Origin of the sequence: Hasllibacter sp. MH4015, assembly GCF_020177575.1 — a bacterium.
Lineage (GTDB): Bacteria > Pseudomonadota > Alphaproteobacteria > Rhodobacterales > Rhodobacteraceae > Gymnodinialimonas.
In genome coordinates this window covers 1,261,025-1,285,234 of the sequence record NZ_JAHTBK010000001.1, presented here as the reverse complement: position 1 = coordinate 1,285,234, position 24,210 = coordinate 1,261,025, and the positions used below count along the sequence as shown (strand labels likewise).

Here is a 24,210-nt window from a genome sequence, read left to right as displayed (position 1 = left end):
CAAGGCCAACTGGACGACCCGAGCACAAAACCGCGTGCCTTGACCGGATTGGATGCACGTCCGAGGCCTCATGCTACCAGCTTTCTTGACCATCGGATGCAACTCCTTGCTATTTGACGCCATCGTTCGCGTTCGACAAATCTACCCAAATGTTGCGGGCGAAATTCCTGGATCGGGACACACCAAGAGGTGTTTGCCATCCGCGCCCTCTCAAAGAATAGAAACTCGCCCTTTCGTGCATAGCCCCGAAAGCCTACCCTACTGGTGCTGACGTCGAATTCTCCTGCCAGGATACCCGAACAGTCGCACCATGGATCGCATAACCAGACTGCATATTTTCAAGCTCGTGGCCGAGACCTTGAATTTCAGCCGCTCCGCCGCGGCGTCTGGACTCGCACGCTCTTCCATCACCAAGGCGATCAAGGATCTTGAGGAGGAGGTCGGCGCCCGCCTGCTTGATCGAACGACTCGCAATGTGGCGCTGACCCCGGAAGGGCAGGCCTTTCTGGAGCGCAGTCGCGACGTCCTCGCCGTGTTTGACGAAGCGCATGCGATGTTCGGCGAAAGCAACGCCCGGATCGGTGGGCGGATCCGTGCAAGCGTCCCAAGCCGCATGGGCCGCCGAGTGATCGTTCCCGCTTTGCCTGCATTCTTCGAAGAATACCCGGATATCGAGTTGGAACTGCACGTCTCCAATCGTCAGGAAGATCTGTTGAAACAGGGCTTGGATTTCGTGCTGCGGGTCGGGGACAAGGGAGATTCCGAATTCATCGCCCGCCATCTGGTCGATGCGCGCATGATCATCTGCGCAAGCCCGGGTTATCTTGAGCGCCATGGCACGCCGGAAACGCTCGATGATCTGGATCAGCACCGGGCCATCGGCTACGTCTCGCCATTCACGAGGCAGCTATGGTCGTTCCGCGGACCGGGGGACGGTGCGCCGCGACAGCTCAGAATTGCGCAATCCATAACGACGACGAACGCCGATACGTACATTGGCGCCTGCGTCGCGGGCTTGGGGCTGGCGCAGATCCCTACCTTCGACATTCAAGATGAATTGACGGCGGGCAAACTTGTCGAAGTGCTGACCGACCATCCCACCGGAACCGTGCCGATAGCCATCGTCTATGCGCATCGGAACAACCTGACGCCACGGGTGAGGGTCTTGGTCGATTGGATGTCGAACCTCGTCCGCAACACGACGCAACCGATGTGAAGATGGCCGCTTGGCGAGCATGGCGGCGCGCGACGGATGGGTCGAGTCGAGTGGCCAGATTGAGATTTAGGTCGTCGCAAAGCAATGCTGCCTCGATAGTCGACAAGCGCCCCCTCCGCTCAGATTCCATTGGCAGAAATTGCGCGAAGCGCTGTGTGCAGACTCTTTAGCTACAACGATCCGGATTGGCTAAAAACGTGCCGTCGTGTGTTGCGCACTGAGCCGGGCGCACTGACGTCTCTGCCGCCAAATGCTTCTCTCGGGCATCGAGGAACAGCTGTCGTGCAACCGGGCTTCCGCCGGTCATCCGATCAACCTCGCCGACAAAAGCCGACCACTCCTGTTTGTAGAAGTGGTCGGTTTCGGCAGCGGAATACTCGCCACTAATTACGCACTGATACATGCGACGTTCGTACCTTGATCTGCCGGTGTTCGCCATGACTGACAAAAGGACATGTCCATTGGTCTTGACGCCTACGGACGTCGGGAAAGCTGTCAGCGGGGCTTACAAGTTCGCGGTGATCGCGCCCCCGTCTGGATTACCGTCCCTTTATGGAACCCGTTGCCCTACCGCACCAAAAGACCCGGCTTCACGCTCCCGCGGCAAGTCGCTTTCGGCACCCATCCACCAGGAAATCTGTCATCAACCGGACCTTGCTGTCCTGCAACCGCCGGTGCGGATAAAGGCAACCGAAGAGGGCCGGTTCGGGCGGTGTGTCTGGCAAGACCTCCGTAAGCTTCCCGGCGGCCAGATGCGCTTCAACATCAATACGTGGCTTGTTGGCAATCCCCCGTCCGGCCAAGGCCCATTCGGTCAAAACGTCACCATCGTCGGAATCATATTTGCCCGAGACGTCGATGCGCGTAGGCACGCCCTCCACTTCCAGCGTCCAGAACCATTCCGGAGATCTGGGATAGCGGAGCAGCAGGCAATTGTGGTGTTTGAGGTCGTCCGGCGATTTTGGCGTTCCGGCGCGGGACAAATATTCCGGTGACGCGCACAGCACGCGCGGAGTGTCCACGATTTTTCTCAGCTTCAGATTGGAGTCCGGCGGACGCCCGACAAACACCGCAAGGTCCAGGCCGTCTTCCAGCAGGCTGACCTTTCGATCGGACAGCCTGAGACGGATTGAGATGTCCGGGTAGAGGTCAACGAAGTCCGGGATCAGGGGCGCGATAAGGCGTTTGCCCACGCCCAAGGGCGCCGTCACCCGGACCGTGCCGCGCGGGTTGGTGGAATAGCCGGATACCGCCGCCTCCGCGTCCTGCAACGACCGGACCACCTCGCCTGCCTTTTCGTAGAATGCCAGCCCCGCTTCTGTGGGCGAAAGCTGTCGGGTGGTGCGGTTGAACAGCCGGACATCCAGATGCCGCTCAAGCTCCTTGATCCGTTTGCTCGCCACTGCGGGCGTCAGACGCAGATCGCGTCCACCCGCCGTGATGCTGCCGAGCTCCACCACTCGTAAAAACACCTTGAGGCTTTCGATATATTGCAAGGGCTTACCCCCATTCTCAACAAAACGTTGAAATACTATGCCCGACTGCCTGTCTTTTTGAAACAATCTTCCTCCCTCATAAAGCACTCGACCCCAGGGCAAGGGAGGGAGCACGCAATGACCAGATCCAACATTCGGTTCATTTTGAACGACCGCGAGGTCAGTCTGGAACATGTCGGCGCAAGTGACACCTTACTCGATTTCCTGCGCATTGACCGTCGCCTGACGGGAACCAAGGAAGGTTGTGCCGAAGGCGATTGCGGTGCCTGCACGGTTCTCGTGGGCCGGTTGCAGAACGGGGTTTTGCAATATGAACCTGTCAATGCGTGCATCCGCCTGACTGCGTCGCTTGATGCCTGCCACGTCGTGTCGATCGAATACCTATCCGGCCCGCACGGCAAATTGCACCCGGTTCAGCAGGCGATGGTCGAGCATCACGGAAGTCAGTGCGGCTTTTGCACCCCCGGCTTCGTTATGTCGCTTTACGCCCTGTGGATGAAGACGCCCGATCCGTCGGAGGTCGAGATTGAAACGGCGCTTCAGGGAAATCTGTGCCGCTGCACGGGATATCAGCCAATCATCAAGGCGGCGAAAGCAATCACGAGCCACGGCTCCCCCGCCCAGGACGCATTGACGCGGGAACGGTCTGCGATGACGGCGAAGCTGACGGAGCTTGCGGACGGTCAGAGGGTCGAGGTTGCAAGGGGCAATAGCCGCTGCGTTCTGCCGGCAAGCGTCGATGATCTGGCGGATGCGTTGATGGACTGTCCGGATGCGACCATCGTGGCGGGCGCCACGGATGTCGGGCTGTGGGTCACGAAATTCCTGCGCGATATCTCTCCGGTCGTGTTCATCGGCCATCTCGACGAGTTGCGGGAGGTCACGACAACGGATGACGCCATTCGCCTTGGCGCGGGCGTCAGCTATGAGGGCGCGCGCGATGCGCTTTTGGGGCTTTATCCGCATCTCGGTGCATTTTGGGACCGGATCGCCGGGTGGCAAATCCGCTCCATGGGCACGATCGGCGGAAACGTCGCAAATGGCTCCCCCATCGGGGACACTCCGCCGGCGCTGATCGCGCTTGGTGCAACGATCACCCTGCGCAAAGGCAAGACGCGCCGGTCCATGCCGATCGAGGATTTCTTCATCGAATACGGCAAGCAGGATCGGGAACCTTCGGACTTCCTGGAAGCGATCAGCGTGCCCAAACCGCGGCCGGACGCCCGGCACGCCGCCTACAAGATCTCGAAACGCCGGGATGAGGATATCTCGTCTGTCTGCGCGGCCTTCAATGTCACCGTTACCAGCGGCCAGATAACCGCCGCCCGCATCGCGTTCGGCGGGATGGCCGCCACACCGAAGCGCGCGACCCATGCCGAGGCCGCGATCGTCGGAAAACCGTGGAGCGAGGCCACGCTGTTGCGCGCCGCCGATAGATTGGGGGAAGATTTCACCCCCCTGACGGATTGGCGCGCGTCATCCGAATATCGCCTGACCGTATCCAAGAACCTGTTTCGCAAGTTCTGGCTGGATCAGCAGGGCGATCGCGCCCTTGCACAATTGAGCGCGTAGGCGGGGGGACATGACATGACCGACAACAGCACGATAAAAACCCGGACCCGGACCGAAAAGCGGATGGATCCGCCGATCCCGCAGCAGCAGGTGAAGACCGATCCGACCCGGGACCGGATCAAGGGACCGGTCAACGCCGACCTCCAGCACGACAGTGCCGTCAAGCACGTCACGGGCCGCGCCGATTATTGCGACGATATCGCGGAGCCTGCCGGGACGCTTCACGCCTATTTGGGCCTCTCCACCCGCGCCCATGCCAATCTGTCCCGTGTTGACCTGGACGCCGTCCGTGCCGCCCCCGGCGTCATCGGCGTGCTGACCGCGGATGATATACCCGGCGTTAACGACGTCTCCCCCACCGGGCGCGATGATGAGCCGATCTTTGCAACGGAAAAGGTCGAATTCTGGGGCCAGCCGATCTTCGCCGTCGTGGCCGAGACCCGAGATGCGGCACGCCGGGCCGCGACGCTTGCCCAGATCGACTATCAGGACTTGCCCCACGTGCTGGACCCGATAGCCGCGCAGGCCGCCGAGACGGGGTACGTCACGCCGCCCTTGACCCTCAAGCGAGGGGAGGCAAGCGCCGCGATGGAGACCGCAACGCACCGCCTCAAGGGCAGGATGCATGTCGGCGGGCAGGATCACATGTATTTGGAGGGCCACATCGCCTTTGCCATCCCGGGCGAAGATGACGACGTGGTCGTGCATTCCTCCACCCAGCATCCGTCCGAGGCACAGCACATGGTGGCCCATGCGCTTGGCGTGCCGTCCAACGCCGTCGTAATCAACGTGCGCCGCATGGGTGGCGGGTTCGGCGGCAAGGAAACCCAGATGAACCTGTTCTGCTCGGTCGCCGCGATTGCAGCGAAGAGGTGGAACCGCGCCGTGAAGATCCGTCCCGATCGCGATGACGACATGTCGGCCACCGGTAAGCGCCATGACTTCGTGATCGACTACGAGGTTGGGTTTGACGACGACGGCATGATCGAGGCGGTGACGGGCGAATTTGCCGCCCGTTGCGGCTTTTCCTCCGACCTTTCCGGCCCCGTCACCGACCGCGCGTTGTTCCATGCCGACAACGCCTATTACTATCCCAACGTCCTTCTGAACTCCCACCCGATGAAGACGAACACCGTGTCCAACACGGCATTTCGCGGCTTTGGCGGACCGCAGGGCGTGATCGTGGCGGAGCGGATCATGGAAGAGATTGCGTATCACCGCGGCTTCGACAGCCTGGAGATACGCAAGCGCAATTTCTATGGCGAGCGCGGGCGGGACGTGACGCCCTATCATCAAACGGTCGAGGACAACATTGCCCCGCGCATCTGTGAGGAGCTGGAAGAGAGTTCCGACTACCAGGCACGCCGACAGGCCGTGCTGGATTGGAACGCGCGCGCGGCTGAGCGGGGCGGCACGATCCGCAAGGGCATCGCGCTGACGCCGGTCAAATTCGGCATTTCCTTCACCGCGACCTGGTACAATCAGGCCGGCGCACTTCTGCACATCTATTCAGACGGGTCGATCCATCTGAACCACGGCGGCACGGAGATGGGCCAAGGTCTGAACACCAAGATCGCGCAGGTCGTGGCCGATGCGCTGCAGGTCGATTTCGATACGGTCAAGATCACCAAGACCACGACTGAAAAAGTGCCCAACACGCCGGCCACGGCGGCATCGTCCGGATCGGACCTCAACGGGATGGCCGCCGAGGATGCGGCGCGTCAGATCAAGGAACGGTTGGTGGCCTTCGCCGCGGACCATTGGAATGTTGACGCAGGCAATGTGAAATTCTTGCCCAATGCGGTCCAGGTTGGCGGTGAAATCCTCTCCTTCCCGGATTTCATCAAGCAGGCCTACATGGCGCGCGTGCACTTGTCTGCGGCGGGCTTTTACAAGACCCCGAAGATCCACTGGAACCGCGAGACGGGACAAGGACGCCCGTTCTACTACTACGCCTACGGCGCCGCCTGCTCGGAAGTGTCCGTCGATACGCTGACCGGAGAATACCGGGTGGAGCGGACGGATATTCTGCACGATGTGGGCAATTCCCTGAACCCGATCCTGGACATCGGGCAGATCGAGGGCGCGTTCATTCAAGGCATGGGGTGGCTCACCACCGAGGAATTGTGGTGGGACGCCAAGGGCCAGCTGCGCACCCACGCGCCCTCAACCTACAAGATCCCCCTGGCATCCGACCGCCCGCGCAGCTTCAACGTGAAGCTTGCAACATGGTCGGAGAACAAGGAGCGGACGATCAAGCGGTCCAAGGCCGTGGGAGAGCCGCCCTTCATGCTCGGGATTTCGGTATTCGAAGCACTGTCCCACGCCGTGGCCAGCGTTGCGGATTATCGCGAATGCCCCCGCCTGGATGCGCCGGCCACGCCGGAACGTGTCCTGATGGCGATCGAACGGCTGCGGGGTTAGGTCCGATGTCGCTTGCCTCATTCCTTGCAGCGGATAAACGGATCGTCCAGGTGCGCCTGATTCGTGTCCGCGGTTCGTCCCCGCGCGAGGCCGGAGCGCAGATGTTCGTCTCCGCGGACGGCACGATCGGCACGATTGGCGGCGGCCAGTTGGAATACATGGCCACCGATCACGCCCGCGCCATGCTCCGGTCAGGTCTACACTCAGACAAGATGGACGTGCCTTTGGGCTCTGAAATCGGCCAATGCTGCGGCGGGCGTGTCGAGATAAGCCTGCAACGCATGACCAGCGCAGATCGCGCGACAGCTCTTGCCGAGCGCGAAGCGTCGGATCGGCAGAGCCCCTGCGTCTATATCCTCGGGGCGGGCCATGTGGGCCGCGCATTGGCGCGCCAGTTTCAACATCTGCCCGTCCGGTGCAGCATCATCGACAGCAGGGGCGACGAACTGGCCCTGGTCGACGCGGCGGTCGAAGCCCGGCTGTCCGCCATGGCCGAGGCCGACATCCGGCGCGCACCCAAGGGCAGCGCCTTTATCGTTCTCACCCACGACCATGCCCTTGATTTCCTGCTCACGTCCGAGGCGTTGGAGCGCGGCGATGCGGCTTATGTCGGCCTAATCGGCTCCGCCACCAAGCGCGCGAAGTTCGAACGGTATCACAGAGCCTCAGAAGCCCGGTCCGACACGCGCGGATTGGTGTGTCCCATCGGTGCCACCGGCAGCCCTGACAAACGGCCAGAGGTGATCGCAGCCTTCGTCGTGGCCGAGGTCATGGACGTCCTGACGACACGCTGCGCCCACGACGTGATTGCGGAAACGACACGATGACACTCCGCCACCCAACGCCGGGAGGGGCGCGGTGGCACATACATCAAAATGGGAAGGACCCAGATCATGACCGACACAGGTTATAGTTATCAGCTTTTCAAGCGAAGCGACTTCAACGCCTTCTGGGCACTTTTCACCGATAACCTGGTGAACCTGCTGATCCTGTCCGGGATTTGCCAGTTCGTGTTCCAGATGCCTGCCGAAATCGTGTTCGGCCGCATCGTCCCCGGCGCCGCCGTCGCCATCCTTGCCGGGGTCGTGGTCTACACCTTGATGGCCAAATGGGTCGCCAATAAGCAGGGCAGCGACGTCACCGCCCTGCCCTACGGCATCTCCACGCCAGTGATGTTCGTCTATCTGTTCGGTGTCATCGGGCCGATTTACTGGGCCACGGGCGACTCGCTTCTTGCGTGGCAAGTCGGGATCGGCGCGGGGTTCATGGGCGGCATCGTCGCGGCCCTTGGTGCCCTCGTGGGGCCGTTCCTGAAGCGGATCACACCCCGGGCCGGTATGCTTGGCACGTTGTGCGGCATTGCATTGGTGTTCATCGGATCGGTGCCCTTAGCAGAGATCTTCGAGAACCCGTTGATCGGCTTTTCCTCGCTTCTGTTTATCCTGTGGGGTCTTGTCGGACGGTTCCGCCTGCCCGGCAACCTTCCCGCGGGTCTTGTCGCGATCACCGTGGGTGTGGTGATCGCCATCATCCTTGGCAAATCTTCGTTCACGACCGATGGCATCGGGTTATACGCGCCGATCCCGTATTTCGGCGATTTGATGATTGGCATCCAATACCTCTTCGCGAACCCCGAACTGTTCCTCGTTCTGGTGCCTGTGCAGATCTACAACTTCATCGAGACGATGAATAACGTTGAATCTGCCGAAGCGGCGGGTGACAGCTATCCCGTGGGCCTGTGTCAGGTGACGGATGGGGCGGGCACGATGATCGGCGCGCTGTTCGGCTCACCCTTTCCGACAACGGTCTATATCGGCCATCCCGCCTATAAACGTCTCGATGCGCGGGCGGGTTACATCATCGGTGTGGCCCTGGTGATCGCGGCGGCAGCATTCTTCGGCTTCCTGTCGTTCCTGGCGGGCCTGATCCCGATTGCAGCAGCCGCGCCGGTGCTGGTTTTCGTCTCGGTCAGCCTGATCGCCAATACCGGCTACGCGGTGAAGCCCGCACACATGGCCGCCGTGGCCTTCGCTATCCTGCCCCATATCTCGGGGTTCCTGATGACCAAATGGGGATCGTTGATGAACGCGCTTCGCAATTCGGGCGTCGACGGCTTGCCAAGCTTGGGCGACACGGATCTGACAGCCGCGCTGTTGATGGAAGGCGCGCATTACGAAGGCCACCTTGCCCTGTCCCAAGGCGCGATCATCACGGGCCTCATCTGGGGGGCAATCGTGGCCGATGTGATCGACGGTCGGTTCAAACACGCAGGCGGTTTCGCTATCGCGGCCTCGATCATGTCATCCGTCGGGATCATTCACAGCTACACGTTGCAGGCGCCCCAATTCGATGGGATCACCATCGGTTACCTTATCATCGGTGCCTTCATGCTGTTTTATCCCATGCTCGCCCCGAAGGAGGATCTGGAGCATCGGGTCATCGTGCCGGATGAACCCGACATGATCGACGATGACAGTCCCGCCCTGGACCGGGCCTGACCTATACAAGCGGGGCTCCGCCAACGGAGCCCCGTACCCCAAAGCAGAAGGTGGCCCCCACAATGCCCGGCACTCTATTGCGCGGACGCATCCTGACGTTCCATTCCGAGCCGCAAGGCCCCGACGATACGGCGTGCTACAGCTACATCGAGGACGGCGCGATCCTTATGCACGATGGCAGGATCACCGCATCGGGCAGCTTCGATGACGTGGCCCGCAATGCCAGGTGGTCAGAGGTCGTGGATCATCGCCCGCATCTCCTCATGGCCGGCTTCATCGACACCCATGTCCACTTTCCGCAGGTTCAGATCGTGGCCAGCTGGGGCGCGCAGCTGCTGGATTGGTTGAACGATTATACCTTCCCTGCGGAATCCGATTACGCCGATGCGCAACACGCGCGCGCCATGGCGGGCAAATTCTGTTCGCTGCTCACGGACCACGGCACGACGACAGCCGTCGCCTTCTGTTCGGTCCACGCAGGTTCCGCCGAAGCCTTGTTCGCGGAATGCGCGCACCGGAACATGCGCGTCGTCGCGGGCAAGACGATGATGGATCGCAACGCCCCGATGGGTGTGCTGGACACAGCGCAATCGGGCTATGACGACAGCAATGCCCTGATTGAGGCCTGGCACGGCAAAGGCCGCGCGTCCTACGCCATCACGCCACGGTTCGCGATCACCTCCTCCCCCGAACAGCTGGCAATGTCAGGTGCCCTGGCGAAGGAGCATCCCGATTGTTTCGTGCAGACCCACCTGTCCGAAAACCACGACGAAATTGCCTACACGGCAGAACTCTATCCGCAGGCGCGCGACTATCTGGACATCTATCAGGGCTACGGTCTGCTTGGGCACCGAACGCTTCTGGGCCACGCAATCCATCTCAAAGACCGGGAACTCGGTGCACTCGCAGAGACGGGATCACATCCGGTCTTCTGCCCAACCTCAAACCTCTTTCTCGGCAGCGGCCTGTTCGATGATGCGGGCCTGCGCGCCCGCGGCATTCGCAACGGCATCGCGACAGATATCGGGGCCGGCACAAGCTATTCGATGCTGCAAACCCTCAACGAAGCATACAAGATCCTGCAATTGCAGGACCAGAAACTGCACACTTTGCGCGCCTTCCACTGGATCACGCGCGGAAATGCCGAGGTCCTTGGTATGGCCGACAAGATCGGAACACTGGATGCCGGAACGGAGGCGGATGTCGTTGTCGTAAGCTCCACCGCCACACCCGCGATGGCCCTTAGGATGGCCCGGGCCGAGACCCTATTCGAAGAATTGTTCGCCATCCAGATGATGGGCGACGACCGGTCCATCGTACAAACCTACGTCGCGGGCAAACCGCAGAAGGATCAGGCGGAGTGATCGGCCTTCAAGCGCAGACCTCTCCCAAATGCGATCACGAACAGGCGGTGCACGCACCCTGCTTCATCCATCCGGCGCTTTCCAACCCATGGCGCGGCTGATGTTGTGGGCGGTCGCAAGGACTTCGCGTTCGACGGGTTCCGGCACCTGGTCGGTCTGTTTCGTTGCACTGATGGCCGCAACGATTTCGCCGGACATGTCGAAGATCGGGGCCGCGACGCTGCACAGGCCGCTCTCGAAGCTCCCATTGTGGATGACGGAGGGGCGCGCGCGGTCTTGCCGCCATGCCGCGAGGGCTTTCTCCACGGCGTTTTTCGGCTGTCCGTCCAGCAGGCGCCTGAGGTCGGGTTCGGATTTCTGCGTCAGCAGCACCCGGCCCATCGCCGTCAGGGTTGCAGGCAGGCGGCTGCCGACATGGACGAGGGATGACAGGCCGTCTGACGCGGGAAGGCGGATGAGGTAGAGAATGTGGCGCCCGTCCAACACGCCCAGATGCCCGGACCAATCCTGCCCGTCGCGCAGGGCCTCCAACGGCTTTTGCGCCACTTCCAGAAGCTCCCGACTGGCGAGGTAGCCATAGCTGACGCGCAGGACCGACGGGCCAAGGCGGAAATGTGTGCCGTCACGCACCGGGAGCAGGAATCCCTCTTCCACCAATGTATGCACGGTTCGGAAGACGGCGGACCGGGTGATGCCAAGCGATTGGGCCAATTGCGCCATGGTCTGTTCGGACCGCTCTGGCGTGAAGGTCTGAAGCAGGCTCAGACCCCGGACCAGGGCGGGAACGGAATAGGGATCTCTCTCGGCCATGGAATGGCATCGCAGTTTCACCGGTAAAACGCAATCTTCCCAACGAAACCCACGGGCCTAAACTCAATTCCAACGCATATCCAAGGGAGACCCGCCATGAATGTCGTCGACACCCCCAAGGCCAGCCTGGCCGAACAATTGCGCGCCCATACTGGCCGGTTCGTGGACAAGACCTTTGACTGGAACGCGTTTCCGTCCAATGCGGGCTTCGATGAGCTGGCGCGCGCGCAGATGCGGTATATCGGGGCCGGTGGCTCCCCCAAGGTAGGCGATCCGTCGACCCTGAAGGCCGACAATTTCACGCTCAGCCTGATCTACAAGGAGCCCGGGCGCTACGCCGCCTGCCACAGCCACGAGATCGAGGAGAGTTTCCTGATCCTGTCCGGCGCCCTGATCGTGGGATGGGAAAAGCACGGCGAGGTCGTCGAAGTGAATCTCGGCCCCAAGGACATGATCCTCAACGCCCGCGAGATTGGCCACGGGTTCCGTGTAGACGGGGTGGAGCCGGTCGTCATGTCAATCTCCGTCGACGTGGGCAAACCGCTGCCCCCGGTCTACCACTACCATCCCAAGGAGCATCCCGCGGAACTTGCGCGCACCTTCGGGGCGGAGCCGGGCAATACGATGCCGTTCGACCCGGACGGCGACCACGAAATCCAGAAGCTGATGGCCGACTACGTGGTGCGGCACGCGGAGCTTCCGACAATCTGGGAGGATGCGGGCTTCACGCGCAAAGTCTATGTGGGCGACGCGCCGGGGGCAGTGAAGCACGACAGCACCCGCAAGGAGATGTGGGGATTGCCGATGGGCCTTAGCCTCGCGCCGTTTACCCGCACTGTCGAAGATGCGTATCTGTGCCTGGAGGGTAGCGTCGAGATCGTCTGGGTGGGCGAAGACGGGACCGAAACCTCCGTGGAACTGGGCCCGCGCGATCTGGTCAAGACGCCGGCGGGACAGGCCCATTACCTGCGCAACCCAGGCGCCGGTGCGGCAACGGTCTGGACGGTCATAGGCACGTCGGGTGACGACGGCGCGGTCTACCGGAAAGGGTAAGCGATGAGCCATGAAATCAAGGAACCGCGCCCCGACGCGTTCAAGGAACTGATGGCAGCCGCCCGCGTGTCCGGTCGCCCGGAACTGGCTCATCAGGGCCGTGGGCGGCCCCTGACCCAGGCGGAGGACGATTTTGCGGAGGCGTTGATGGCCATCTACGGGGACGGCGTTCAGGGCGCACCGGATCTGGCCAAGGCCTTGGCGATGCGCAACGTCACGCGACCGTCCAGTGGCAAGGCGGATTGGACCGCCGACACGCTGGAAGAGGAATTGAAGGCAATCAACGCCGATCTGGACCAGGCATATGCCGAAAACGGCTTCGGCGCCTGAGGGGGAGGACGACAATGGCACTTTCACCAGAAATGCGCACCCGTATCGAAGAACGGGTGAATGAAGGCGTCCGCGATCAATGGTACCCGGTCGCGAAATCCGTGGAAATCCGCGCCGATCGCCCCCACGGTGTCGTGGCGCTGGGGGAGCGGCTTGTGATGTGGCGGCGCAGCGACGGCTCGATCCAGTGTATCGAGGATTTCTGCCCCCATCGCGGCGCGCCACTGAGCTACGGGGAAATCCATGGCGAACATATCGGCTGCCGCTATCACGGCGTCGTGGTCGATGGCACGGGCACGGTGCAACAGGTTCCCGCCATGCCCGATTGCCCGATGGAGGGACGCAAGGCGCTTCGGTCCTTCCACGTGGCCGAGCATTCCGATGCCGTTTTCGTCTTCATGTCGTCGGACGAAACCACAGAGCCACCCGAGCTACCCCTGTCGCCGGAACTCAGCGACCCGGAGTGGGAAGGGTTCCTATGTACCGCCGTATGGGACGTGAATTACCGCTACGCGCTCGACAACCTCGCCGACCCGATGCATGGCTGCTACCTCCATGCCGAGAGTTTCACGCTGGCTTTCGGCTCCAAGCAGGATCTGCTGGAGCTGGACCGACGCGACGACGGCTTCCGCGTCGCCCGCGTGGGCCAGACCGGGGAGAATTTCGACTGGGTGGAATTCGAGACGCCCGAGGGGGGCATGTATTGCCACCTCGACATCCCCTATCCCCCGTCCGCCGGTCCGGGCGGCAACATGCGGATCGTGGGCTACGTCCTTCCGATCGGGCCGCAGAAGTGCAAGGTCTTCTTCTGGCGCATGCGCAAGGTACAGGGGTTCGAGCGTGAAAGCTGGCGCTTCCTCTTCCGCGCGCGGCTGGAAGAGCGGCACTGGAACGTGCTGGAGCAGGATCGCGTGATGCTGGAAGGGATGCCCGACGATGCGCGGCGGCGCGAGATGCTCTACCAACATGACATAGGCTTGGCGCATCTGCGGCGCACGCTCAACCGTCTGGCCCGCACCCAGATCGAGGCGGAAGACGCCAGCGCGGACGTGGCTGCCGAATGAGCCTTGAGGGTCGCCACATCCTGCTGACCGGGGCCGCGCGCGGGCTGGGTGCCGTGATCGCGCGCCATCTGGCGGAGGCGGGCGCGCGCCTGACCCTTGCCGATATCCTTGAGGAGGAAGGGCGCGAGACGGCCGCAGGGCTGTCGGCCGCCTTTCATCCCGTCGATCTCCGTGACCCTGACAGCATCACGGCCCTTGCCGCGTCCCTGGACGGGCCTCTTCACGGTCTGCTCAACAACGGCGCCATCGCGACCGGCATCGGCGGGATCGGGTTCGAAGAGGTCGAGATCGAAACGTGGGACCGGGTGATGGAAATCAACGTGCGCGGCACATGGCTGATGACACGGGCCGCCGCCCCTGCCTTGCGCGCCTCGGGTTCCGGCCGGATCGTCAACGTGGCCTCTGACACCGCGCTGTGGGGCGCGCCGAACCTGATGTCCTACGTCGCCTCAAAGGGCGCCGTCATCTCCATGACGCGGTCGCTGGCCCGCGAATTGGGGCCGGACGGGATCGGAGTGACGGCCATCGCGCCCGGAATACTGACCACTGAAAGCACCGATTACGTCCCGAAAGCGCGCCACGATCAATACGGGAACGGGCGCGCCGTGCCCGGACCGCAGCCGCCCGAGGACGTGGCCGGAACAGTGGCCTTCTTGCTGAGCGAGGCGGCGCTGACCCTGACGGGCCAGGTCCTGCCCGTGAACCGCGGCTTCGTGTTCACGTGACCGGGGCGGAACTTCTGGCGGACTTGCAGCGGCCCTGGCGCCACGGCGAACATGTGGACGCGCGCGGTATTGTTCTGGAAGACGCGCTCGTGCTCGACGGGTTGGAGGTGCGGGGGTTCGACCTGTCCGGCGCTACGCTCAAGGGCGGGCTCAGCGCGCGCGGGACGACCTTTCGCGGGTTGGCATGGCTTCGCGGCACAACAATTCGCGGAATGTGCGATATGAGCGGCGGGTTTTTTCGCACCGACCTGCGGGCGGACGGGCTGGTGGCCGAGGACGTGGTTCTGGACGGCGTGCATGTGCAAGGCGTTCTGTCACTGACCGAGGCCCGCCTGACCTCCCTCTCGCTCAAGGCGGCGCTGATGATGGCAAACACGACGTTGCAAGGATCGCATATCACGGGAAACGTCGATCTGACGGGGGCGGAGATCATGGGCGGCCTGTGGTCGGCGACCGCACAGATCGGCGCGATGCGCACCCGAGACGCGGAGATTTCGGGCCGGTTGCGCTTGCCCGGCTAGAACGGTCGCGCCGCGTTCATAGTGGCCAGTTTACCGTAGAACCCGTCGACCTTGTCCTGCGCCGTTTCGCGCATCTCCGCGTCGCGCGCGGCCATGTCATCCCCGGTCTCCCTCGCGCCCGCCTCACCGACCGCGCGGGAGACGTCTTGGACGAAGCCGCAGATCGGCGCGCGCGCCTTGCCGAACGCAATCAGGCCGTCTTCCAGCGTATCGTGGGCGGTCAAGGCGTCGGACAGAACCACCGCATCCTCCATCGCCATCGCTCCGCCCTGCCCCATGAACGGCGTGGAGGCGTGGGCGGCGTCGCCGATCAACACCACCCGCCCGCGGTGCCATGGCAAGGGAAGAACGACCTCTTCCACGGCCGTATAGAGCACCTCCGTCCCATCGCTGAGCTCCGACAGAAACGGCGCGGCGGGACCTGAGAATTCGGCGAAACGGTCCCCCATGATCCGCGGCCAATCCTCCGGCTTGTAGTGAACGCCCGCAGGCTCCGCCACGGTCCCGAACGTGTAAAGAAGATCGTCACTGATCGGCATGATCCCGAAGCGTTTTGCGGGTCCCATCATCATGATCTTGTCGGTCAGGTCCGGCGGCCTGCGATGAACGGAACGCCAGACGCCAACACCAGTGTAACGCGGGGCCACGTCGATCCCGATCATCGCGCGCGTGGTCGAACGCAGGCCATCGGCCCCGATCACCAGGTCGAATTCCGCCGTCGTTCCGTCCGACAACGAGACTTCCACCTTATCCGGTCCCGGCTGCAGTTCCCGGATCGTCGTTCCCAGGCAAACCTCAACCCCAAGCACCACGGCGCGCCCGGCCATCACGCGGTGCATCTCCGCCCGCTTGATGCCAAGGATCGCGGGGATGCCATCTTCGGAAGGATAGATCGTCTCCACGATCGGGTTGCCGGTATGGTCGTAGTAAGCGTTTCGCCCGCCCGGCACCGGGAACCCCGCCGCGAGGATGTCGTCCAGCAAGCCCAACTTGCGCAGGCTCACCAGACCGTTGGCATAGACAAATATGCCGGAGCTTTGAAACCGCCACTCCGCCTGCTTTTCGATGACGCGGACCGTGTGGCCCGCATGGGTCAGCGCAATGGCCGCACAGCACCCGGCGATCCCTCCGCCCGCGATCAGGATGTTCAAGTTCCGTGCCACCGTTCAGGCCTGATGCGTTGAGAGGAGCGAAGTATCACGCAGCGCCATCTGTCGGTGCGCAAGGTGAGCCGTCATGGCGGCTTTTCGGTCGGACGCGGCCGGATCGGTCCAAAGGTTCGCCAATTCGTGGGGATCGGCGGTCAGGTCGTACAGCTCGCCCAGATCGCTCCCCTCGAAAAGCGTCATCCGCCAGTTTTGATGCACGAGCGTTCGGCTCGCGGTCAGACCATCTTCACTGGCGAAGGCCAGGCCCGCATCCTCGATAAGGACCGGAAGATCCTCCGCCGCTGGGGCCAGCAGATCGCGACCCTGCATCCCGATGGGACAGGCCAAGCCAACGGCTTGCAGAAGAGTCGGTGCGAAATCAATCGCGCTGCCCTGAATCGTCGCCACGCCCGCGTCCCGCCGCGGATCGACCCAGATCATCGGGACCCGGATCAGTCCCTGCGTGTGCAGCCCGTGCTTCAGAACGGTGCCGTGATCGCCCATGTAATCGCCGTGATCGGACATGAAGACGACAATCGTGTCGTCGGCCTTCCCGCTGTCCTCCAGCGTTGCCAGAATGCGTCCGACCCAATCGTCGATCATGGTGATCGCGCCGTAATTCAATGCGATCATCCGACGCGTTGCATCGGCATCGGTGTGGAACGGCCAAAAGGCATCCGGCTTCTCTGCGCCGATCTGGTAGACGCGCTGCATATGCGCCGGAAGGTCGGTACGCGCCGCCGTTGGGTGATCGAAGCTTTCGGGCAGCGGGATGTCGTCCGGGTCGTACAGGTCGTAATAATGCCCGGGCGGGGTGAAGGGGTGGTGCGGGTCCGGGAACGACGCGAGAAGCAGGAACGGATCGTCGCTCGGTTCCCTCAGGAAGGCGCAGGCTTCCTCCCCCACGAAAGCGGTGGGATACAGATGTTCCGGCACCGCGGTGCGCCAGATTTGCGGTGCCTCCTGCGGTCCGTTGTCAAGCGCCGCGCCCCGTCCCCTCGGATCCGGCGCGCCGTTCAGCCGGTCGAGCAGCCACTTCGTGTAATGCCCCTCAACCTGGTCGCCGTGGCCGATGCACAATCGCAGATGGTCGAAGCCGTAATAGGGTGTTGGGATGTCGTGATCCGGATCGTCGACCCAGACCGTCCGGACTTCGTGCCCGTAAACCGGCCCCGCGCGTTGGCTGCGGCGCGCAAGCTCGAACGGGGTGGGCGGCACGTCGCCCGCGCCTTTCGCCTCCGGGCGTTTGGCCGGGATGGGCGAGACGTTCTGGAAATGCGCTTTGCCCACCAGCCCCGTCCGGTACCCCACCGCGCGCAGAACGTCGGCATAGGTGGTGCAATCCAGGCCAAGGGGGATGCCGTTCTGCCGACACCCGTTGACGCTGGTCAATTGTCCCGTGGCAAGGGCCGCGCGGTTGGGCTGGCAAATCGGGTTTGCAACGTAGAATTTGTCAAACCGCGTGCCGCGCGCGGCCAGCCCGTCGATATGGGGCGTCCGTACGATAGGGTTGCCATAGCAGCCCAGGTGATCCGCGCGTTGCTGATCCGTCATCACGATGAGGATATTTGGGCGCGTCATCGGAACATCAGGTCTACCGGATAGGTCACGAGTTCCGGAATGAAGAACAAAAGCAGGATCGCGATCAAATCACAGATGATGAACGGCACCGCCGCACGGTAGATATCGGCCATCGTCGTGCCTTTGGGCGCCACCGCCTTCATCACGAACAGGGCCGCGCCGAAGGGGGGTGAGGTCGCCCCCGTCTCAATCGCCACAAGGAACATCGCCGCGAACCAGATCGGATCCATCCCGAATTGCTGGATCACCGGAATGAAGATCGGCAGCGTGATCAACATGATCGGCAGCGGTCCCATGAACATGCCCATGAAGACGACCAGCATGATCATCATGAAGACGATCGCCTCGTTCGAAATATCGAGCGAAAGGACCGCGTCGACCATTCCGTAGGTCGCGCCCGTGAACGCCAGCAATTGCGAGAACGTCACCGCGCCCGACACGATCAGCAGAACCATGACCGAGATATTGGCGCTGGAGAACATCGTCTCCCCGAAGATACGGGGCGTCAGGCGGCGGCGGATCGCGGCAAGAAAGAGCGTGGCGAATGCCCCCGTCGCCGCGGCTTCACTGGGTGTTGCAATGCCAAGGAAGATCACGCCCACGACGGAGAAGACGACGAAGGCCAGCGGCACGATATTGATCGCGGTCGCCTTGACCTTCTCGCTCAGCGGGACGGGTGGCACGTCAAAGGACGGGGCAAGGTGCGGCTGGAGGTGGCAGCGGCCAAGGATGTAGATAACGTAGAGCAACGCCATCAAAAGCCCCGGTACGATGATCCCGATCAGGATGCGCCCGATGGAAATGTCGCCGATGACGCCAAGCACAACCGCCAGCGACGAGGGCGGGATCATGATCGCGAGGCCGGAAGAGCCGAGGATCGGGCCAAGTGACATCGACTTGGCGTAGCCTCGCTTCTCCATCTCAGGCGTGAGCGAGGAGCCCAGAAGCGCAATGGAGCCCATGGAATTGCCGGTGAGCGTCGAGAAGAGGACGCCCCCGCCCACGGCCATCAGCGCAAGTCGCCCACGCAGCTTGCCGAACCATTTGTCCAGCGTGTCCATCAAGTCGATGGCGATGCCCGACCGGAACATCGCCTCCCCCATGATCATGAAAAGCGCGATGGGGATGAGCGTGAAGCTCGACACGGAATCAACCGTGTTCAGCACCAATTGCTCGATCCCCGCAAACCCGCCCATCAAAAGGTAGGAGCCGACCAGATTGACCGCGAGGAAGGAAAACGCGACCGGAAGCCCCGCCATCATCATCACGAAAAGCGGCACCAGTACGATGATGAGCGTGACATACCATTCCATCGTTCAAAGCACCTCGCCGCGCAGCGACCGGATTGCCTGGAACAGAAACTGAATTGCCATGAGCCCCATCCCGAGGGGCAATGCGGCGGTGATCCACCAACTCAGCGGGCGCATGACCGTCACTTGCCGCACACCCAGATCGAATTGCTCGATCACGACGCTGATCCCCACGACGGTAAGCACGGCGCACAACACGAAACCGATACTCGCGTTCAGGACCTGAAGCGCCAGCCTTGGACGGCCTGACAGACTGTCGTAAAGCAGGTCCAGCACCACGTGCATGTTCTTTTCGAGCAGGTACGGCGCGCCGAGGAACGTGATGAACAACAGCGCATATTCGCTGCCCTCGATCACCCACAACTGGGATGCGCCGCCCAGGGCACGGACCGTGACCTCGAAACAGATGATGAGCGCGATGCCGAACAGCATGGTCGCCCCAATGCAGGCGCAGACGAGGTTCACCACGCTGAAGACGCGCCTGACTTGCGTGAAGGTCTGATCCACCTGCGGTCTTTCCCTGAAAAAGCTGGCGGAGCCGAAATGGATGCGGCTCCGCCAAATCGTTGTGCGGGCCCTTAACGGTCCAGCATGGCGCGCAGCTCTGCGGCGATCTCTTCGCCCGCATTCTCGGCCGTCACGGCCCACGCGGCGTCCATGGCCATGTCCTCGTAACGCTCGGCCTCTTCGCCCGTCAGCTCAAGGAACTGGAACCCGGCCGCTTCCATGGCGGCCCGTTCCTCGGCGATATCATCGGCCCAGATGTCGTCCATACGTGGCGCGAAATCTTCACGCAGGAAGGTCATCAGGCGATCCTGAAGGTCCGGCGACATCTCGTTCCAGATGTCCATGTTCATCAGAACCGGGAAACCCGCACGGTAGACACCGGGCTGAATCACGGTGCTGACCAGACCGCCGAATTGCTCCGCCTGACCAAGGGGGCCCTGCATATAGCCGTCAATCGTGCCCCGCTCCAACGCGGTATAGATCTCACCCATGGGCAGAACGATCGGCTCCGCGCCGAGCGCCTGGACCAGCGGCAGAAGCGTCGGGAAGACACGGATGCGCAAACCTTCAAGGTCCGCAAGGCTCGTGACCTCTTCGCGCATGTAGATCTGGAAGTTCAGCTGCGTGGCCGGGATCTCCCCAAGGAACATCAGGTCCTGCTCCGCGTGCAGTTCCGTCATCCGCTCGTGGTAATCCGTCGCGGCGATCTCCTCGTAGTTGAGGAAGGACAGGTTCATCGTGCCCGAGGTCGGCACAAGGCCCTGATGGTAGCTGGGGCTGGTATAGGTCATGCCCATCGCTCCGTTGCGCACCCCTTCGGCCTGACCGAAGGGCGGCATCACTTCCGGGCCGCCGCGCCAGTTGATCTGGATCTCGCCCTCGAACATCTCGTTCACTTCCTCGACGAACTGGCCGAAGGGCTGCGTGATGTATACGGACCGCGGCGCAAGGGTGACGGCGTTGATCTCGATCGGATCGGCGATTGCAGCGGGCGCGGTCAGAAGACTTGCCGCGACGAGGGCGGTCTTAAATGCGTGTTTCATGGGAACTCCCGTTTTGTGTTTTGGTAAGCGGCGTGGTCCAGGCGTCATAGCCGTAGACCCAATCCGCATTGCCGGCTTTCTTGAGCCAGTCATTGGCAAGCGAGCTTTCCTGGACCCGCGCGGTGCGGGGCTTGCGTTCCGTTTCGTACCGCGCAAGCGCGGCGTCCAGATCGTCCGATGTGTCATCAAGCGCGCGGCCCAGGACCACGGCATCCTCGATCGCCATGCACGCGCCCTGCGCCATGAACGGGACCATCGGATGGGCCGCATCCCCCAGCAACGTCGCGCGCCCCTTGGCCCATTGCGGCATCGGATCGCGCACGTGGAGCGCGGATCGCGTGACCTCGTCGAGCGCGTCGATCAGCTTGCGCGCATCCTCGTGGAAATTGGCATAGGACCGGCGGAGGTCGTCGACATCCCCGGGCAGCGTCCAGCCTTCCTCGGACCAATCCTCCTGCGGCAGGGTCGCGAACACGAAGATTTCCTTCCCCTGCGTCAGGGGGAACGTGACGATCTGTTTCTCCGGGATCTCGCCCCACCACTTGGTAAAGGCGTCCGTATCCGGCAGCCCCGCCGACTTGGTGCTGGGAAACGTGCCGCGATAGGACACCATGCCGGTATAGCGTGGCTGATCCTCCCCCCACAGCGCGGTGCGGATAACGGAATGGATACCGTCCGCGCCCACGACCAGATCGAAGTCGCGTTCACCACCATCCGCGAAGCCGAGCGTTGCATGGCCATTGTGCAGGTCCAGACCCGCCGCTGCCTTTCCAAGCTGCAACACGCCGTCGGGCAATTGATCGCGCAGCGCATCAAGCAGATCGGCGCGGTGGATCGTCAACTGCGGGGCGCCGTACTTCTCCTCCGCCGCCGATGACATGGGCAGGCGAGACGTCTCTTCCCCGCTGATCCCGTCGCGGCTGATGCGAAAACTCGGGCGCGCCGCACTGTGGCGCAGATATTCCCCCACACCAAGTTGATCGAGGGCGAAGACGGCGTTCGGGGTCAGGTTGATATCAGCGCCCACGCGATTGATGGCGCGCGCCTTCTCGAACACTTCAACAGCGTGACCGGCTTTCCGCAGGGCAATCGCTGCGCACAACCCGCCGACGCCGCCCCCGCATATGCCTATGGAAAGTTTCACGCTGTCTCTTTCCCCCATTGCCAAGTGTTCTATTTTGAACTATCTGTTCAAAGCCTATTGATGCGCCCTTGTCCGGTCAACTCTTTTCCGCAATACGGGCCGGGTACGGAGCGCCTTTCCGCGCCGGGACGACTGGAGTGACCGAGATGACCGAAGCACCGTCCCCGACAGGCTATTCCGTTCCACCGGTTGAACGTGCCCTGAAGCTCCTGCGCTACATCGGGGAAGGCGAACGCGCCCGGAACCTGTCGGTCGTGTCCCGGGATCTGGGCATCAACCGCACCACCCTGATCCGCCTGATCCACACGCTTCTGGATCACCGTATGATCGAGGAATTGGGCGACGGCGCGGGATATCGGCTTGGCGCCGGAATGGTCAGCCTCGGCGCGCAAGCCATCCACAGCCGGGATTTCGTCCAGGTCTGCCAACCGGTCCTGCGCAACCTCTGCCGCGACACCGGCATGTCCGCCCATCTGGGTGTGCTGGAGGGGCGCGACATCATCTATCTGGGACGGGAGGCTCCGAACTCGCACCTTGTCAGCAACGTGCGGACCGGCTCGCGGCTTCTGGCCCATGCCTCCTCCATCGGGCGCGCGATCCTCGCGGAATTCCCCGACGCGACCCTGCGCCAACTCTTCGCCGGAGATGAGCCGGAACAGGCCACCGAAAAGACGCCCGAGACGATCGAGGCGATCATCGCGCAGGCCCATCGCGACAAGGCGGCGGGGTTCGCGTGGAGCGAAGGAAATTACGAGCCCGGCATCGGATCCTGCGCGGCGGCCATTTTCGACCATACGGGCCAAGCGATTGCGGGCCTCAATGTGTCCGGTCCCGAGGCGCGATTTACCGGCAATGACGTGGCGCTCAGCGATGCCGTTCTGACGGCGGCCCGGACGGCGTCGGCCGAGCTTGGATATCTCGACGGCTAGGGCCATCTGGCCCACGGATGCGGCTGACCCGACATATCCTCGTAGATGGATTTCTGCCGCTGGTAGGCGCGTAGTCCCGCGCGCCCCTTCTCACGACCCATGCCGCTGGCCCCATCGCCACCGAACGGGGTTGAGATGGAGAATTGCTTGTAGGTGTTCACCCAAACGGTCCCTGCGCGAATGGCCTTCGCGACGCGCTGGCATCGGCGGTGGTCATTTGACCAGATCCCGCATGCCAGACCATATTGGTTGTCGTTGGATTGCGCGATCACGTCTGCCTCGTCCTCGAACGGCAGCACGACAAGGACCGGGCCGAAAATTTCCTCCCGGCAGGTCTGCGCCGTGTTGTCGAGGCCCGCGATGATCGTGGGCAGGTAAAACGCACCGGCTTGCAGCGCCGGATCTTCGGCACGCGCGCCGCCACACAGCACCTCTCCCCCCTCCCCGCGCGCGATCTCCACATATTGCTCCACGCTTGCGCGGTGATCGGGATGGACGAGGGACGAGACCTGCGTGGCCGGATCGAACGGATGCCCGACCCGCAGGGCCTCCGTCGCCGTCACCAATCGCGCGACGAAATCCTCATAGATCGACCGCTCCACGAACAGGCGCGAGCCTGCGATGCAGCTTTGCCCGGAGGACGAGAAAATACCGAACAGGATGCCCGCGATGGCCAGATTCGTGTCGCAATCGGAAAAAACGATGGTGGGCGATTTGCCCCCAAGTTCCAACGACACCGGCATCAGCTTGTCTGCCGCGGCATGGGCCAGACGGCGCCCGGTATCCGTCCCCCCGGTGAAGGAGACCTTGGCGATATCGGGATGCTCCACAAGCAGGTTACCGACCTCCCGCCCCGATCCGGGCAAGACCGACAGAAGGCCGGAGGGCAACCCCGCGTCCTCCGCGATCCGGGCAAGTTCCAGACTGACAAGCGGCGACCAGCTGGCGGGTTTCAGCAAGACGGCATTTCCCGCCGCCAGGGCCGGGGCGATCTTCTGCGCGTCGGAGGCGATGGGCGAATTCCAGGGCGTGATCGCCGCCACGAGGCCGAGCGGTTCGTGAATTGACGAGGTCGTGTAGTCCCCGCGCGGCACGGTCAGCAATTCGTCCGCCGTCTCCGCCACCGCCGCGAAATACCGGAATGTCCCAGCGGCGGAGGTCGCAAGCGCCCGTGTCTCCGTCAGCGTCTTGGAGGTGTCGCGGCTCTGCACCCACGCGATCCTCTCGATATTCGCCGCGATCCCGTCGGATATGCGCAGAAGAACACTCGCCCGTTCATGGGGCTTCAGCGCCCCCCAGGCCGGTTGCGCTGCCTTCGCGCGGTCGATCGCGTCTTCCACATCCTGCGCCGATGCACCTGTGATCGTGGTGTTCAGCGCACCATCCGCCGCGAAGTGAGACGCAATCGGTGCGCCGCGTCCCCGTTGCCACTGGCCGCCCACAAAAATCAGGTCGTCGCGAAAGGTCTGGTCCAT

Annotated in this window: 21 protein-coding genes; 12 read left to right on the top strand and 9 right to left on the bottom strand. The window is 62.8% G+C overall.

Features of this window, described 5'->3' with window-relative positions:
- The first annotated feature begins 310 nt into the window (after positions 1-310).
- Positions 311-1,216, top strand: a complete 906-nt coding sequence (locus tag KUW62_RS06730; protein WP_224814739.1) for a LysR substrate-binding domain-containing protein — start codon at positions 311-313, stop codon at positions 1,214-1,216.
- 590 nt (positions 1,217-1,806) lie between these two features.
- Here the strand turns inward: KUW62_RS06730 and KUW62_RS06725 are convergent.
- Complete coding sequence (locus tag KUW62_RS06725) at positions 1,807-2,712, bottom strand: LysR family transcriptional regulator (protein WP_224817053.1); 906 nt, start codon at positions 2,710-2,712, stop codon at positions 1,807-1,809.
- Positions 2,713-2,829: 117 nt separating this feature from the next.
- On the opposite strand from KUW62_RS06725, the gene xdhA reads away from it, so the two are divergent.
- The 5 genes from xdhA to guaD all read left to right on the top strand — a co-directional run bounded on the left by xdhA (position 2,830) and on the right by guaD (position 10,570).
- The gene (xdhA, locus tag KUW62_RS06720; RefSeq protein WP_224814738.1) at positions 2,830-4,284 is read left to right on the top strand and encodes a xanthine dehydrogenase small subunit; all 1,455 of its coding nucleotides are present in this window, start codon (positions 2,830-2,832) and stop codon (positions 4,282-4,284) included.
- 63 nt (positions 4,285-4,347) lie between these two features.
- Positions 4,348-6,708, top strand: coding sequence for a xanthine dehydrogenase molybdopterin binding subunit (xdhB, locus tag KUW62_RS06715; protein WP_224817052.1), 2,361 nt, complete (start codon positions 4,348-4,350; stop codon positions 6,706-6,708).
- A 5-nt stretch (positions 6,709-6,713) separates the two neighbouring features.
- A complete protein-coding gene (gene xdhC / locus KUW62_RS06710) occupies positions 6,714-7,535 on the top strand; it encodes a xanthine dehydrogenase accessory protein XdhC (protein WP_224814737.1) in 822 nt (273 codons plus the stop codon).
- 66 nt (positions 7,536-7,601) lie between these two features.
- Positions 7,602-9,206, top strand: coding sequence for a xanthine/uracil/vitamin C permease (locus KUW62_RS06705; RefSeq protein WP_224814736.1), 1,605 nt, complete (start codon positions 7,602-7,604; stop codon positions 9,204-9,206).
- A gap of 62 nt (positions 9,207-9,268) precedes the next feature.
- The gene (guaD, locus tag KUW62_RS06700) at positions 9,269-10,570 is read left to right on the top strand and encodes a guanine deaminase (protein WP_224814735.1); all 1,302 of its coding nucleotides are present in this window, start codon (positions 9,269-9,271) and stop codon (positions 10,568-10,570) included.
- A gap of 63 nt (positions 10,571-10,633) precedes the next feature.
- Here the strand turns inward: guaD and KUW62_RS06695 are convergent, their stop codons facing one another.
- Positions 10,634-11,380: an IclR family transcriptional regulator gene (locus tag KUW62_RS06695; protein ID WP_224814734.1), complete on the bottom strand. Its 747-nt coding sequence runs from the start codon at positions 11,378-11,380 to the stop codon at positions 10,634-10,636.
- Positions 11,381-11,476: 96 nt separating this feature from the next.
- Between KUW62_RS06695 and KUW62_RS06690 the strand changes: the two genes are divergently transcribed.
- Genes KUW62_RS06690 through KUW62_RS06670 form a run of 5 tightly spaced genes read left to right on the top strand, consistent with a single transcriptional unit; the run spans position 11,477 to position 15,073 of the window.
- Positions 11,477-12,433: a hypothetical protein gene (locus KUW62_RS06690; protein ID WP_224814733.1), complete on the top strand. Its 957-nt coding sequence runs from the start codon at positions 11,477-11,479 to the stop codon at positions 12,431-12,433.
- A gap of 3 nt (positions 12,434-12,436) precedes the next feature.
- On the top strand, positions 12,437-12,763 hold the full coding sequence (locus KUW62_RS06685; RefSeq protein ID WP_224814732.1) for a recombinase-like helix-turn-helix domain-containing protein: 327 nt from the start codon (positions 12,437-12,439) through the stop codon (positions 12,761-12,763).
- A 14-nt stretch (positions 12,764-12,777) separates the two neighbouring features.
- Complete coding sequence (locus KUW62_RS06680) at positions 12,778-13,827, top strand: aromatic ring-hydroxylating dioxygenase subunit alpha (RefSeq protein ID WP_224814731.1); 1,050 nt, start codon at positions 12,778-12,780, stop codon at positions 13,825-13,827.
- On the top strand, positions 13,824-14,552 hold the full coding sequence (locus KUW62_RS06675) for an SDR family oxidoreductase (protein ID WP_224814730.1): 729 nt from the start codon (positions 13,824-13,826) through the stop codon (positions 14,550-14,552). The genes KUW62_RS06680 and KUW62_RS06675 overlap by 4 nt, the downstream gene beginning before the upstream one ends.
- A complete protein-coding gene (locus tag KUW62_RS06670) occupies positions 14,549-15,073 on the top strand; it encodes a pentapeptide repeat-containing protein (protein ID WP_224814729.1) in 525 nt (174 codons plus the stop codon). The genes KUW62_RS06675 and KUW62_RS06670 overlap by 4 nt, the downstream gene beginning before the upstream one ends.
- On the opposite strand, the gene KUW62_RS06665 is transcribed toward KUW62_RS06670, so the two are convergent.
- The 6 genes from KUW62_RS06665 to KUW62_RS06640 form a co-directional block, all read right to left on the bottom strand.
- A complete protein-coding gene (locus tag KUW62_RS06665; RefSeq protein ID WP_224814728.1) occupies positions 15,070-16,224 on the bottom strand; it encodes an FAD-dependent monooxygenase in 1,155 nt (384 codons plus the stop codon). The genes KUW62_RS06670 and KUW62_RS06665 overlap by 4 nt on opposite strands.
- A gap of 15 nt (positions 16,225-16,239) precedes the next feature.
- A complete protein-coding gene (locus tag KUW62_RS06660; RefSeq protein WP_224814727.1) occupies positions 16,240-17,802 on the bottom strand; it encodes a sulfatase in 1,563 nt (520 codons plus the stop codon).
- A complete protein-coding gene (locus tag KUW62_RS06655) occupies positions 17,799-19,115 on the bottom strand; it encodes a TRAP transporter large permease subunit (protein WP_224814726.1) in 1,317 nt (438 codons plus the stop codon). Before KUW62_RS06655 ends, KUW62_RS06660 begins: the two co-directional genes overlap by 4 nt.
- 3 nt (positions 19,116-19,118) lie before the next feature.
- Positions 19,119-19,619: a TRAP transporter small permease gene (locus KUW62_RS06650; protein WP_224814725.1), complete on the bottom strand. Its 501-nt coding sequence runs from the start codon at positions 19,617-19,619 to the stop codon at positions 19,119-19,121.
- Positions 19,620-19,690: 71 nt separating this feature from the next.
- On the bottom strand, positions 19,691-20,662 hold the full coding sequence (gene dctP, locus KUW62_RS06645) for a TRAP transporter substrate-binding protein DctP (RefSeq protein WP_224814724.1): 972 nt from the start codon (positions 20,660-20,662) through the stop codon (positions 19,691-19,693).
- Positions 20,646-21,806, bottom strand: coding sequence for an FAD-dependent monooxygenase (locus tag KUW62_RS06640; RefSeq protein WP_224814723.1), 1,161 nt, complete (start codon positions 21,804-21,806; stop codon positions 20,646-20,648). Before KUW62_RS06640 ends, dctP begins: the two co-directional genes overlap by 17 nt.
- 146 nt (positions 21,807-21,952) lie before the next feature.
- On the opposite strand from KUW62_RS06640, the gene KUW62_RS06635 reads away from it, so the two are divergent.
- Positions 21,953-22,735, top strand: coding sequence for an IclR family transcriptional regulator (locus tag KUW62_RS06635; protein WP_224814722.1), 783 nt, complete (start codon positions 21,953-21,955; stop codon positions 22,733-22,735).
- Here the strand turns inward: KUW62_RS06635 and KUW62_RS06630 are convergent.
- Positions 22,732-24,210 carry an aldehyde dehydrogenase gene (locus tag KUW62_RS06630; protein WP_224814721.1) on the bottom strand — a complete coding sequence of 493 codons (1,479 nt, stop codon included), beginning with the start codon at positions 24,208-24,210 and terminating at the stop codon, positions 22,732-22,734. The genes KUW62_RS06635 and KUW62_RS06630 overlap by 4 nt on opposite strands.

Bases quoted from the DNA above. Each gene is read 5' to 3' on its own strand.
- KUW62_RS06705 (WP_224814736.1), top strand. From the start codon at position 7,602: ATGACCGACACAGGTTATAGTTATCAGCTTTTCAAGCGAAGCGACTTC.
- KUW62_RS06685 (WP_224814732.1), top strand. From the start codon at position 12,437: ATGAGCCATGAAATCAAGGAACCGCGCCCCGACGCGTTCAAGGAACTG.
- KUW62_RS06690 (WP_224814733.1), top strand. From the start codon at position 11,477: ATGAATGTCGTCGACACCCCCAAGGCCAGCCTGGCCGAACAATTGCGC.
- guaD (WP_224814735.1), top strand. From the start codon at position 9,269: ATGCCCGGCACTCTATTGCGCGGACGCATCCTGACGTTCCATTCCGAG.
- xdhA (WP_224814738.1), top strand. From the start codon at position 2,830: ATGACCAGATCCAACATTCGGTTCATTTTGAACGACCGCGAGGTCAGT.
- KUW62_RS06675 (WP_224814730.1), top strand. From the start codon at position 13,824: ATGAGCCTTGAGGGTCGCCACATCCTGCTGACCGGGGCCGCGCGCGGG.
- KUW62_RS06730 (WP_224814739.1), top strand. From the start codon at position 311: ATGGATCGCATAACCAGACTGCATATTTTCAAGCTCGTGGCCGAGACC.
- KUW62_RS06695 (WP_224814734.1), bottom strand. From the start codon at position 11,380: ATGGCCGAGAGAGATCCCTATTCCGTTCCCGCCCTGGTCCGGGGTCTG.
- KUW62_RS06660 (WP_224814727.1), bottom strand. From the start codon at position 17,802: ATGACGCGCCCAAATATCCTCATCGTGATGACGGATCAGCAACGCGCG.
- KUW62_RS06630 (WP_224814721.1), bottom strand. From the start codon at position 24,210: ATGGACCAGACCTTTCGCGACGACCTGATTTTTGTGGGCGGCCAGTGG.
- xdhB (WP_224817052.1), top strand. From the start codon at position 4,348: ATGGATCCGCCGATCCCGCAGCAGCAGGTGAAGACCGATCCGACCCGG.
- xdhC (WP_224814737.1), top strand. From the start codon at position 6,714: ATGTCGCTTGCCTCATTCCTTGCAGCGGATAAACGGATCGTCCAGGTG.
- dctP (WP_224814724.1), bottom strand. From the start codon at position 20,662: ATGAAACACGCATTTAAGACCGCCCTCGTCGCGGCAAGTCTTCTGACC.
- KUW62_RS06655 (WP_224814726.1), bottom strand. From the start codon at position 19,115: ATGGAATGGTATGTCACGCTCATCATCGTACTGGTGCCGCTTTTCGTG.
- KUW62_RS06635 (WP_224814722.1), top strand. From the start codon at position 21,953: ATGACCGAAGCACCGTCCCCGACAGGCTATTCCGTTCCACCGGTTGAA.
- KUW62_RS06680 (WP_224814731.1), top strand. From the start codon at position 12,778: ATGGCACTTTCACCAGAAATGCGCACCCGTATCGAAGAACGGGTGAAT.